Below are 11,606 nucleotides of genomic sequence, written 5' to 3' on the forward strand. Positions count from 1 at the left end.
ACGCTATCCGTTGTTTTGGATGGAATCCCCACTCTAGCCGCTTTGGCCATAACCCGACCAAGCGGCGGATAACGCTTGGGGCGTTATGCGCACTACGCGAACGCCCGCCCCTGGCCGAAACGTAGGGCGAATAACCGCTCGCGGTTATCCGCCGTCAGGTCGACGTCCTCAGCCGAGCAGTTTGCCTGCCATCCGCTCCAGCGCCTGGCGCTGGAAGGCGCGGAAGTCCGCGTCGGGTTGCTGGCCTTCGAGCATCGGCAGGAAGGGATCGACCACTTCGGTGCGCACGCCGGCCATTTCCTCGATCACCGCGTGGCCGCAGAACGGCACATAGGCTTCCGCGTAACCGCCTTCGTGCACCACCACCAACCGGCCATTGCACAGGCGCTCGGCAGCGTCGCGCACGGAGGCGGTCATGAAGCGGAACGTCTCGCTGTGGGCGAGCATGCGCGCCAGCGGGTCCACGCCGTTGGCGTCGAAGCCGCTGGCGACCACGATCAGTTCGGGCTGGAAGCGTTCCAGCGCCGGCACGATGATCGTTTCCATGGCCGCGCGGTAGGCATCGTCACCGCTGCCCGGATAGAGCGGCACGTTGAGGTTGTAGCCCTTGCCCGCGCCCTCGCCGATGTCGTCCACCGCGCCGGTGCCGGTGGGGTAGCAGTCGGCCTGGTGGATCGACAGGGTCAGTACATCGTCACGGCCGTAGAAGATCGCCTCGGTGCCGTTGCCGTGGTGCACGTCCCAGTCCAGCACCGCCACGCGCTGGATGCCATGGCGCGCCTTGGCCGTCTCCACCGCCACGGCGATGTTCGCCAGGTAGCAGAAGCCCATGCCGCGATCCGGCAAGCAGTGGTGGCCCGGCGGACGGGACAGCGCGTAGGCGTTGTCCAGCTCGCCGCGCAGCACCGCGTCCACCGCGGCGATGGTCAGGCCGGCGGACTGCCGGGCGATGTCGTAGGTGCCATGGCTGACCATGGTTTCCTCGCCCATGTCGCCGTGGCCGACTTCGCTGTAGGCCTTGAAGCGCTCCAGGTAGCTCGCCGGGTGTACCCGCAGCAGGTCTTCCTCGCTGGCCAGCGGCGCGCTGGACAGGTGCAGTTGGGCGCTCAGGCCGGAGACGTCCATCAGGCTTTTCAGCCGGCGCTTGCTCTCGGGCGACTCGGCATGGCCGCCGCCCACCGGCGGCTGCAGCCAGCCACCGACGGGAAGGATCAGCGCATGCAGCCCGGTCGCGTGCCAGAAGCAGCGCTCGTCGAAGAAGAACCCGGTACGGCGGCTCATGCGCGGGCTGCCTTCAGGGCGCGCTGGCGCTTGCGGCTGAACAGCCAGTAGACCGGCGAGACCACGCCCAGGCCGACGACCCAGGAGATGTCCGCACCGTTCATGGCCTGCGCGGCGGCGCCGGTGTAGAGCGCGGTGGACATGAACGGCACCTGCACCAGGATGCCGAGGATGTAGCAGTTCACCGCGGTCCAGTTGAAGGTGCCGTAGATGCCGCCGTCACGCCGGAAGAACGACAGCACGTCGTACTCGCCGTGGGCGATCAGGTAGTAGTCGACCAGGTTGATCGCGCTCCAGGGCACCAGCACGTAGAGCAGCAGCAGGATGAAGTTGGTGTAGTTGGCCATGAAGTTGTCCTGGCCGAGCAGGGCGATGGTCAGCGAGCCGCCGAACAGCGCCAGGGCGATCACCGCGCGCCAGCCGGCCTTGGCCGACCAGGCGGGAATCAGCGTCTGGCCGACGGTGATGGCCGACAGGGTGCCGCAGTACAGGTTCATCGAGTTGGTAGCGGCGATGCCGATGGAGAACACCGCGACCATGATGGCGCTGAAGCCGCCGGTCATCTCGATCAGGCCGGCGATGACGTCGCCCTCGCCCACCGACAGGCCGACCAGCACGCCCAGCAGCATCGGCAGGATCGAACCCAGGCAGCAGCCCCAGTAGCTCGACCAGAATGCGGTGCGCGAACCGGTGCCCTGCGGCATGTAGCGCGAGTAGTCGGACACGTACGGTGCGTAGGCCAGCTGCCAGAGGGCGGCGATGGACAGCGCGCCGAGGAAGCCGGGGATGTTGTTCTCGTTGCGCTGCAACAGGTCCGCCGGCAGGCCGTGGACGAATACCAGCCAGACGAAGCTGACCAGCAGCACTGCGCCGGACAGCCAGGACATCACGCGGGTGTAGCCGTGGATCAGGCGGTAGCCGAACACCGTGGCGATCACGCTGATCGCGCCCACCAGCAGGATGCCGGTGTTGGTGCCGATCACCTCGAAGCGAGCGTGCAGCGCCTGGCCGCCGAGCACCAGGTTGGAGGCGAAGAAGCCCAGGTACATGATCACCACCAGGGCGACCACCAGCAAGGATCCGAAGGAGCCGAACTGGCCACGGGTCTGCACCATCTGCGGCACGCCCAGCTGCGGGCCCTGGGCCGAGTGCAGGGCCATGAACACGCCGCCCACCAGGTTGCCAAGCACCAGCGCCGCCACAGCGGCGAAGAACGGCAGCTTGAACACGGTGACCGCCAGGGCGCCGGTAACCACGGTCAGCAGCATGATGTTGCTGCCGAACCAGATGGTGAAGAGGTCGCGGGCGCGGCCGTGTCGTTCATGTGCGGCGATGGGCTGGATGGTGCTCAGCTCCAGCGTCGTCGCCTGGTTTTGCGTCGTTGTCATTGTGTTTCTCACGCGTCGTTGGCAAGGCAGGCCCGGCGCGAGCGCCGGGCAGGGATCAGAAAAGGATCAAGGGAAAATCAGCGGGCGGCCCAGGCGTTGAAGCGCTGTTCCAGCTCTTCACCGTGGTCGACCCAGAAGGCCGCATCCACCGAACGCGCGCCTTCGAGGTTGGCCGGCGCGGTGGGCAATGCGTCACGCACGTCCGCCGGCAGCAGGTCCAGCGTGCCCTTGTGCACCGGGCCGTAGGGGATGTTCTCGGAGAAGGTCTTCTGGGTTTGCGGCTGGCTGGCGAAGGCGATGAATTTCTCGGCCAGCGCCTTGTTCGGCGTGCCCTTCACCACGGCCCAGTATTCCGGGTCATACAGGCTGCCCGGCCAGACGATGCCCAGCTTCACGCCTTCCTTCTGCGCGGCGGCGATGCGGCCGTTGTAGGCAGCGCTCATCACCACGTCACCGGCAGCCAGCCACTGCGGCGGCTGCGCGCCGGCTTCCCACCACTGGATGTTGCTCTTGAGCTGGTCGAGCTTGGCGAAGGCGCGATCGACGCCTTCCTTGGTGCCGAGCACCTTGTAGATATCTTCCTGCTTCACGCCGTCGGCCAGCAGGGCAATTTCCAGGGTGTACTTGGCGCCCTTGCGCAGGCCGCGCTTGCCCGGGTATTCGGCGGTGTTCCAGAAGTCGGCCCAGGACTGCGGAGCCTTGGCGACCTTGGCGCCGTTGTAGGCCATGACCATGGACCAGACGTAGGTGGCCACGCCGCACTCGCTGAGGGTGCCGGGGACGAAGTTCTTCTCGTCGCCGATGGCCGCCGGGTCGATGCGCTCGAACAGGCCTTCCTCGCAGCCGCGTAGCAGCTCCGGGCTTTCCACCTCGACCACGTCCCAGGTGACCTTGCCGACATCGACCATGGCTTTCACCTTGGCCATCTCGCCGTTGTATTCGCCGGCGACGATCTTGCCGGCGCCGCTGGCCTCGAAGGGCTTGAAGTAGGCCTGCTCCTGGGCCGCCTTGGTGGCGCCGCCGAAGGAGATGACGGTGATGCTTTGGGGCCCGGTTGAAGCTTGGGCGTTAACGCTGCCGACAGCGGCGGCAAGGGCACAGGTGATGGAGATGCGCGTGAGCAAGGACACTTTCATGGAACGACTCCCACAGCCGGATTGGCGTTGTTGTGTTGCTGGGCAGTACCCCCGGCCAGAAGCCGGGCAAAAGGGTTCCATCGCGCGGGCGTCTTCGCGCTCGCGGCGTTGTTGTTGGGCATTTCGGCTATTCGTAGGAGCGAGCTTGCTCGCGAACGGTGCCTAGGGAGAGGGGAGCCCGCAAACACCGGCGCTCCCCGGAACTCTATTCGCGAGCAAGCTCGCTCCTACAAAAAAGCGGAAGCGCGGGCTGTTACAGCACGCCGATTTCCTGGGCCGTGCGATCCACCGCCCGGCGCGTCTTGTCGACCAGCTCGTCGATCTCGGCACGGCCGGCAACCAGCGCCGGGGCCATGATCATGCGGCCGAGGGTGGAACGGATGATCAGGCCTTCCTCGAAGCCGATGGTGCGGCAGCGCCAGGCGATGTCGTTCTCGTTGTCGAAGCGCTTGCGGGTCGCCTTGTCTTCGACGAACTGCAACGCGGCAACCAGACCGCTGCCCTGAATCTCGCCCACCAGCGGGTGGTTGCCAAAGACTTCGCGCAGGCACTGTTGCAGGTACGGGCCGGTGTCGTTCTTCACCGCATTGACCCAACCCTCGTCACGCAGCGCGCGCAGGTTGGCCACCGCCACCGCTGCCGCCACCGGGTGGCCGGAGTAGGTCAGGCCGTGGGCGAACACACCGCCCTCTTCCACCAGCGCCTGGGCGATACGCTTGCTCAGCACCAGGCCGCCCATGGGGATGTAGCCGGAAGTCAGGCCCTTGGCGATGGACAGGGTGTCCGGCTGGAAGCCGAAGTGCTGGTGGGCGAACCACTCGCCGGTACGGCCGAAGCCGCCGATCACTTCGTCGGCACACAGCAGCACGTCGTACTGACGGCAGATGCGCTGGATTTCCGGCCAGTAGCTTTCCGGCGGGAAGATCATGCCGCCGGCGCCCTGGAACGGCTCGGCGATGAAGCCTGCGACGTTCTCCGCGCCCAGTTCGAGAATCTTCTCTTCCAGCTGCAGCGCGCAGCGACGGCCGAACTCGGCCGGGGTCAGCTCGCCGCCGGCGGCGAACCAGTAAGGCTCGTCGATGTGCGCGATATCCGGGATCAGGCCGCCCATCTCGTGCATGAACTTCATGCCGCCCAGCGCGGTGGCCGCCAGGGTGGAGCCGTGGTAGCCGTTCCAGCGGCCGATCATGATCTTCTTCTGCGGCTTGCCTTCGATCTGCCAGAAGCGGCGCACGGTGCGGATCAGCACCTCGTTGGCCTCGGAGCCGGAGTTGGTGTAGATCGCGTGGCTGTAGTGGTCGGGCAGCAGGCTGAAGAGCGTTTCGGAGAGTTCGATTACCGCCGGATGGGTGGTGTGGAAGAACATGTTGTAGTACGGCAGCTCGTCCAGCTGGGCGGTGGCGGCGGCGGTCAGGTCCTTGCGGCCGTAGCCCAGGTTGGTGCACCACAGGCCGGACATGCCGTCCAGGTAGCGGTTGCCGTCATTGTCCCAGAGGTGCAGGCCCTCGCCGCGCACCATCACGCGCGGGCCTTCGGCGTTCAGCGCCTTCTGGTCGAGGAAGGCATGGATGTGGTGGGCCGCGTCCGCTTTCTGGTAGTCGCGGGTATCACGTGGCGCGCGAGTCTTGTCGGTCATCGACTTTCTCCTCTATCCCTCGGCGGTGCTCCGGCAGCCGGCCTGAGGGGTCTTCAGGGGATCGAGGGCGACGGACTTACCTGGGCAGTCTCACCGGCCGTCTCGAACGGTTCGGTTAGCAATTGGGGCGTTGCTCAGGCGCCGGGCACGAACCCGGCAGCCTGTCTTGCAGTTAGTCGCGCAGCTGGAACCAGGTGGTCTTGAGCTGCGTGTATTTATCGAACGAGTGCAGCGACAGGTCGCGGCCGAAGCCGGACTGCTTGCCGCCACCGAAGGGAATCGCCGGGTCCAGCGCGTCCACGGTGTTCACCGACACGGTGCCGGCGTTCAGCTTGCGCGCCACGCGGTGGGCGCGGTGCAGGTCGTCGCTCCACAGGGAAGCGGCGAGGCCGTAGATGCTGTCGTTGGCCAGGCGCACGGCTTCCTCTTCGCTGTCGAAGGGGATGACTGCAAGCACCGGGCCGAACACTTCGTCGCGGGCCAGGGATTGCTCCGGGCGCACGCCGGTGAAAATGGTCGGCTCGATGAAGTTGTCCGACCCGTTGAAACTCAGTTGGCGACCACCACAGGCGAGCGTGGCGCCGTCGCTCTGGGCGCGATCGATGCAGCTCATGACGCCAGCGGTCTGCTTGTTGTCGACGATGGCGCCGGCACGGCTGGCCGGGTCCAGCGGGTCACCCGGCGTCCAGTCGCGGGCCTTGGCGATCAGGCGTTCGACGAATTCGTCGTGGATCGAACGCTCCACCAGCAGGCGCGAGTTGGCCGAGCAGACTTCGCCCTGGTTGAAGAAGATGCCAAAGGCGGCCTTCTCGGCGGCGAGGTCGAGGTCGCGGCAGTCGGCGAACACCAGGTTCGGGCTCTTGCCGCCGCACTCCAGCCACACCTGCTTGAGGTTGGACTGCGCGGAATACTGCATGAAGTACTTGCCGACCTGGGTCGAGCCGGTGAACACCAGGGCGTCCACGTCCGGGTGCAGGCCCAGCGCCTTGCCGGCGGTTTCACCCAGGCCCGGCACGACGTTCAGCACGCCTTCGGGGATGCCGGCTTCCAGCGCCAGCTCGGCCAGGCGCAGGGCGGAGAACGGCGACTGCTCGGCGGGCTTGAGCACCACGGAGTTGCCGGCGGCCAGCGCGGGCGCCAGCTTCCAGGCGGCCATGTCGAGGGGGAAGTTCCACGGCACTACGGCGCCGATCACGCCGAGCGGCGTGCGGGTGATGGTGGCCAGGGCGTTCTGCGCGGTCGGTGCGACCTGGTCATAAAGCTTGTCGAGGCTTTCGGCGTACCAGGAGAACACGCCAGCGGCGCCGGGCACGTCGATGTTCCAGGCGTCCATCACCGGCTTGCCCATGTTCAGGGTGTCGAGCAGGGCCAGTTCGTCGCGGTTGGCCATCATCAGCTCGGCGAGCTTCTGCAGCACGGCCTTGCGCTCACGCGGCGCCATGCGCGCCCAGGGGCCGGTCTCGAAGGCCTGGCGGGCGACCCGTACGGCGGCGTCGATTTCGGCCGCGCCACAGGCGGCGACATTGGCCAGCAGGCGATTGGTCGCCGGGTCGAGAGCGGCGAAAGTGGCGCCATCCTGTGCACTGACACGGCGGCCGCCAATCAGCGCGCTATCGATGAAGGTCTGCCGGGCAGCACGCTGCCGCCAATCGTTGAGCTCGTACACCAGGGCACTCCTGCTTCGCTCGCCCTCGAGGGACGTTGTTGTTCGAATGTGGATTGGATGGTCGCCCAAGGCCTTGCCAAGGAAAATTATTAAATTTGTCTTCGGGGTATATGAAAAAGCTGGGCAGGCCCGCACCAGCCCGATGCGTCACGCACCACCACGGTGCGAACCCGCGCACCGCTGCAGGGCCCGCACTCAGCGGGTCAGTGCCCCATACAGCTCAGGCCGACGGCACGGCAGGTAGGGGAAAGTCTCGGCCTGGCGAGCGCGTTGCTGTGGGTCGAGATCGACGATCAGCAGACTCTCCGCGGGCCCGGCGGCAGCCAGGCGCTCGCCGTCCGGCGCGACGATGCAGGAGCCGCCGAGGAAGGCCAGCCCGTCCTCCACGCCGCAGTGGTTGCAGTAGGCGACGAACAGCTGGTTCTCCACCGCCCGCGCCGGAACTATCACCCCCGGCACCGCGCCGTATTCCGGGGTCAGCGCGGTGGGGATGAGGATCAGCCCGGCGCCGTTCAAGGCGTGGGTACGCACCGCCTCGGGGTATTCCACGTCGAAGCAGATCAGCAGGCCGATGCGCCAGCCGGCATAGTCGAACGGGGCTTCCAGCACGTCGCCGGCGCTGAACACTTCCCGCTCCATGGCACCGAACAGGTGCGCCTTGCGGTAGTGGCCCAGAGCGCTGCCGCACGGGCCGATCACCTGCACCGAGTTGTACGGCTTGCCGCCCTGCGGATGGCGCTCGGCGTAGCCGTAGGCGATGGCCAGCCCGAAGCGCTGCGCCAGCTCGCCGATGCGCCGGGCAGAGGAGCCGTCCGCGGCTTCGGCCAGCTCGTTCATGCGCTGCGGGACGTTGTAGCCGCCCAGCCACAGCTCGGGGCAGAGCAACAGCTGCACGCCGGCAGCGGCCGCGGCGCCGGCCTGGCGCTCCAGTTGGTCGAGGTTGCCGGCGACATTGCCGGGGAGGCCGCAGGTCTGCCAAAGGGCCATGCGCATGAGCTTTACTCCAGGCTGCGTGTACGGGATTTGCAGGGCGTTTTCACGGGCTGCGCTGGAGTATGCCCGCGCCCGGAGGGTCGCAGCAGGCGGCCAAGGCCATGAAAAATGTGCTCGTCGGCGAGGAAAATCTTCGCCATGGGCCGCCCCCGCCGGCCGGCCCAACGCGGTATCTTGTATAAAAAAGCATCAACGAGGCGTGCAGTGGCTTCCTATACCTTGCGGCAATTGAAGTATTTCGTGACCACCGTGGAATGCGGCAGCGTGGCCGAGGCGTCGCGCAAGCTGTACATCGCGCAGCCATCCATTTCCACAGCGATCAAGGGGCTGGAAGAGAGCTTCGGCGTGCAGCTGTTCATCCGCCACCACGCCCAGGGCGTGTCGCTCACCCCCAGTGGCGCGCGCTTCTACCGCAAGGCGCAGGAACTGCTGCGCATGGCCCACGAGTTCGAGCAGAACGCCCTGGCCGACAACGACGTGGTGGCCGGGCAGATCGACATCGGCTGCTTCGAAACGGTCGCCCCGCTCTACCTGCCGCGCCTGATCTCGGGCTTCCGCGAGCGCTACCCCGGCGTGGAAATCCGCATCAGCGACGGCGAGCAGCAGGAACTGGTGCAGGGCCTCACCGCCGGCCGCTTCGACCTGGCGCTGCTCTACGAGCACGACCTCGACGCGACCATTTCCACCGACCCGCTGATGCCCGCCCAGCGCCCCTACGCGCTGCTGCCGGAAAACCACCGCTTCGCCAAGCAGGACAAGGTCTCGCTGCGCGACCTGGTGCTGGAGCCGATGATCCTGCTGGACGTGCAGCCCAGCCGCACCTACTTCGTGCGCATCTTCGAGGAACTGGGCCTGAATCCGCACATTGCCTTCAGCTCGCCGTCGATCGAGATGGTGCGCGGCATGGTCGGCCAGGGCTTCGGCTTCTCCCTGCTGGTCACCCGCCCGCATTCCGAGTGCACCTACGACGGCAAGAAGGTGGTCACCGTGGACGTCGCCGAGGAGGTCAGCACCTCCGGCCTGGTCGCCGCCTGGCTCAAGCGCGCCCAGCTGACCAAGCCAGCGCAGCTGTTCGTCGACTTTGCGCGGGAGGAGTTGAGCGGGATGCATTGAGCCCGCTTTTCGCTTTTCGCTTTTCGTAGGAGCGAGCTTGCTCGCGAACAAACTTCGGCGCGGTGGTTTCACCCTCTCCCTAACCCTGGCTGCGCGCCCCGCTCCGAAGGGAGAGGGGACTGTTCGGCAGGCTCTGAAAGCCCAGCGCTCCCCTGGCTGACTCCATAAACGACCCACCGCTGCAAACGGCCCCCTCTCCCCCCGGGAGAGAGCTGGGGTGAGGAAAAAGCCCCAATACCGAGCCCTCCCGTCACTCCCCACACCCCCAACCTGACATCCGGGGTTACAATCGCGCCCCCTTTTTGTAATGCCGCCCCGCCCCATGCCCATCTGGAAAGAGCGCGTGCAGCGCCTCATCACTCTCGTCCTCGGCCTGCTGCAGAAGTATCCGCGCGTCATCGCCCTGTTCGGTTTCTGCTCCGGCGTCTTCAGTTTCATCATGGTGGACCGCCACCGCGCCGGCTTCGCCCGCGCCATGGCCATCGTCATGCTGGTCAGCTGGATCTGGCTGATGCTGGAAAACCTGCTCACCGACCGCTTCAAGCGCCGTTTCGGCTGGGAAGTGCCGCCGGGCCTGCTGCGCTACGCGACCCAGCTGATCCATCAGGAAAGCCTGTTCTTCTGCCTGCCGTTCTTCTTCGTCACCACCACCTGGAACAGCGGCCAGGCCCTGTTCACCGGCGTACTGACGCTGGCCGGACTGATGGCGATCACCGACCCGATCTACTACAAGTGGCTGTCGGTGCGGCGCTGGACCTTCCTCGGTTACCACACCCTGACGCTGTTCGCGGTGCTGCTCACCGCGCTGCCGATCATCCTCCAGCTGAGCACCCCGCAGAGCTACCAGGCGGCGCTGGGCATCGCCGTGCTGCTGTCCTTCCCGAGCCTGGCGGTGACGGTGAAGATCCACAAATGGTGGCGCTGGTTCGCCCTCGTCGGCCTGACCCTGTCCATCGGCGCAGTGGGCTGGTTCGCCCGCGCCTGGGTGCCGCCGTCGACCCTGTGGATGACCGAGATGGCAGTGACCGAGAGCTTCGACAACGCCCAGCGCACCCCCGGCGACAGCCTGGAGACGGTCAGCGTCGCGCAGATCAAATCCCAGGGCCTCTACGCCTACACCGCGATCAACGCCCCGCGCGGGCTGAACGAGCGCATCTACCACGCCTGGCGCCTGAACGGCCAGGAAGTCGACCGCATCGCCCTCGACATCAAGGGCGGCCGCGAGGCCGGCTACCGCGCCTGGACGCACAAGCAGAACTTCCCCAGCGACCCCAGCGGCCACTGGCAGGTGCAGGTGCTCACGGAGGCCGGGCAGGTGATCGGTACGCTCAGGTTCGAGGTCACGCCCTGACCGTCTGGTGTCCTTGACCCAGAGCGGCGCTTTCCCCTACAAGACCCTCTCCCCAGAACAAAAAGCGCCGAGAGAGTCATGACCGATACCGCCCTGCACCCGTTCGACCGCGCCGTGGCCCTGCAGCCCGTGGCTGGCCAGCCCAACCTCTACGAGGGCCACACCAGCCAGGACTACTGGAACATGGTCGGCCCCTTCGGCGGCATCACCGCCGCGGTCCTGCTGCAAGGCGCACTGCGCCACCCGCAGCTGCTTGGCAGCCCACTGTCGCTGACGGTGAACTACGCCGCAGCGGTCGTGGCCGGCGCCTTCCAGGTCGAAGCCATCCCGGTGCGCACCAACCGCTCCACCCAGCACTGGCTGCTGCAACTGACCCAGGCCGATGAATCCGGCGAGCAGCAGGTCACCACCACCGCCACCCTGGTCACCGCGCTGCGCCGCGAGACCTGGAGCCTGACCGACCTGCCTTTCCCCGACCTCGCCCCACCCAGCGACTTCGAGCCGATGAGCCCCACCGCCAAAGGCGTGGCCTGGCCCAAACAGTATGAGATGCGCCCGGTTTCCGGCGCCTTCCCAACCAAGTGGGACGGCAGCGGCGAAACCAGCCGCAGCCAGCTGTGGCTGCGCGACGCCCAGGACCGCCCGCTGGACTTCCTGTCCCTGGCGGCGCTGAGCGACATCTTCTACCCGCGCATCTGGCTGCGCCGCGCCACCCCGGTGCCGGCCGGCACCGTGTCGATCACCACCTACTTCCACACCGACGCCGCGCAGATGGCCGAAGTCGGCGTGGGCTACCTGCTGGGCGACGCCCGTGCCCAGGAATTCCGCAACGGCTTCTTCGACCAGAATGCCCAGCTGTGGAGCCAGTCCGGCGCGCTGCTGGCAACCAGCAACCAGGTGGTTTACTACAAGGAATAACTCGCTTCGCTCTTCGTAGGATGGCGTGGAGCGATACCCATCAACTTCGCCGACAGTGAGTGATGGGTATCGCAAGTGTTCTGCCGGGACACATGGGTAACAGGTGTCGGGAGACATAGGTAAC

At 66.6% G+C, this 11,606-nt stretch carries 9 protein-coding genes; 3 read left to right on the forward strand and 6 right to left on the reverse strand.

Features of this window, described 5'->3' with window-relative positions:
- Positions 1-168: 168 nt before the first annotated feature.
- The 6 genes from CTR55_RS22350 to CTR55_RS22375 form a co-directional block, all read right to left on the reverse strand.
- Positions 169-1,281, reverse strand: coding sequence for a class II histone deacetylase (locus tag CTR55_RS22350; protein WP_296289467.1), 1,113 nt, complete (start codon positions 1,279-1,281; stop codon positions 169-171).
- Positions 1,278-2,669: a cytosine permease gene (locus CTR55_RS22355; protein ID WP_296289468.1), complete on the reverse strand. Its 1,392-nt coding sequence runs from the start codon at positions 2,667-2,669 to the stop codon at positions 1,278-1,280. Before CTR55_RS22355 ends, CTR55_RS22350 begins: the two co-directional genes overlap by 4 nt.
- Before the next feature lie 77 nt (positions 2,670-2,746).
- Positions 2,747-3,805 carry an ABC transporter substrate-binding protein gene (locus tag CTR55_RS22360; RefSeq protein ID WP_296289470.1) on the reverse strand — a complete coding sequence of 353 codons (1,059 nt, stop codon included), beginning with the start codon at positions 3,803-3,805 and terminating at the stop codon, positions 2,747-2,749.
- 253 nt (positions 3,806-4,058) lie between these two features.
- A complete protein-coding gene (locus CTR55_RS22365; protein ID WP_296289472.1) occupies positions 4,059-5,441 on the reverse strand; it encodes an aspartate aminotransferase family protein in 1,383 nt (460 codons plus the stop codon).
- Between the two features lie 172 nt (positions 5,442-5,613).
- Positions 5,614-7,107 carry an aldehyde dehydrogenase gene (locus CTR55_RS22370; protein WP_296289473.1) on the reverse strand — a complete coding sequence of 498 codons (1,494 nt, stop codon included), beginning with the start codon at positions 7,105-7,107 and terminating at the stop codon, positions 5,614-5,616.
- A 195-nt stretch (positions 7,108-7,302) separates the two neighbouring features.
- Complete coding sequence (locus tag CTR55_RS22375; RefSeq protein WP_296289475.1) at positions 7,303-8,100, reverse strand: carbon-nitrogen hydrolase family protein; 798 nt, start codon at positions 8,098-8,100, stop codon at positions 7,303-7,305.
- Between the two features lie 204 nt (positions 8,101-8,304).
- Between CTR55_RS22375 and CTR55_RS22380 the strand changes: the two genes are divergently transcribed.
- The 3 genes from CTR55_RS22380 to CTR55_RS22390 all read left to right on the forward strand — a co-directional run bounded on the left by CTR55_RS22380 (position 8,305) and on the right by CTR55_RS22390 (position 11,482).
- Complete coding sequence (locus CTR55_RS22380; RefSeq protein WP_296289476.1) at positions 8,305-9,213, forward strand: LysR substrate-binding domain-containing protein; 909 nt, start codon at positions 8,305-8,307, stop codon at positions 9,211-9,213.
- Positions 9,214-9,520: 307 nt separating this feature from the next.
- Entirely contained in the window at positions 9,521-10,564 is a 1,044-nt protein-coding gene (locus CTR55_RS22385; RefSeq protein ID WP_296289478.1) for a DUF5924 family protein, read from the forward strand.
- A gap of 78 nt (positions 10,565-10,642) precedes the next feature.
- On the forward strand, positions 10,643-11,482 hold the full coding sequence (locus CTR55_RS22390) for a thioesterase family protein (protein ID WP_296289480.1): 840 nt from the start codon (positions 10,643-10,645) through the stop codon (positions 11,480-11,482).
- The last annotated feature ends 124 nt before the right edge of the window (positions 11,483-11,606 follow it).

Source organism: Pseudomonas sp., assembly GCF_002796985.1.
Taxonomy (GTDB): domain Bacteria; phylum Pseudomonadota; class Gammaproteobacteria; order Pseudomonadales; family Pseudomonadaceae; genus Pseudomonas.

Bases quoted from the DNA above. Each gene is read 5' to 3' on its own strand.
- CTR55_RS22350 (WP_296289467.1), bottom strand. From the start codon at position 1,281: ATGAGCCGCCGTACCGGGTTCTTCTTCGACGAGCGCTGCTTCTGGCAC.
- CTR55_RS22355 (WP_296289468.1), bottom strand. From the start codon at position 2,669: ATGACAACGACGCAAAACCAGGCGACGACGCTGGAGCTGAGCACCATC.
- CTR55_RS22360 (WP_296289470.1), bottom strand. From the start codon at position 3,805: ATGAAAGTGTCCTTGCTCACGCGCATCTCCATCACCTGTGCCCTTGCC.
- CTR55_RS22365 (WP_296289472.1), bottom strand. From the start codon at position 5,441: ATGACCGACAAGACTCGCGCGCCACGTGATACCCGCGACTACCAGAAA.
- CTR55_RS22375 (WP_296289475.1), bottom strand. From the start codon at position 8,100: ATGCGCATGGCCCTTTGGCAGACCTGCGGCCTCCCCGGCAATGTCGCC.
- CTR55_RS22385 (WP_296289478.1), top strand. From the start codon at position 9,521: ATGCCGCCCCGCCCCATGCCCATCTGGAAAGAGCGCGTGCAGCGCCTC.
- CTR55_RS22390 (WP_296289480.1), top strand. From the start codon at position 10,643: ATGACCGATACCGCCCTGCACCCGTTCGACCGCGCCGTGGCCCTGCAG.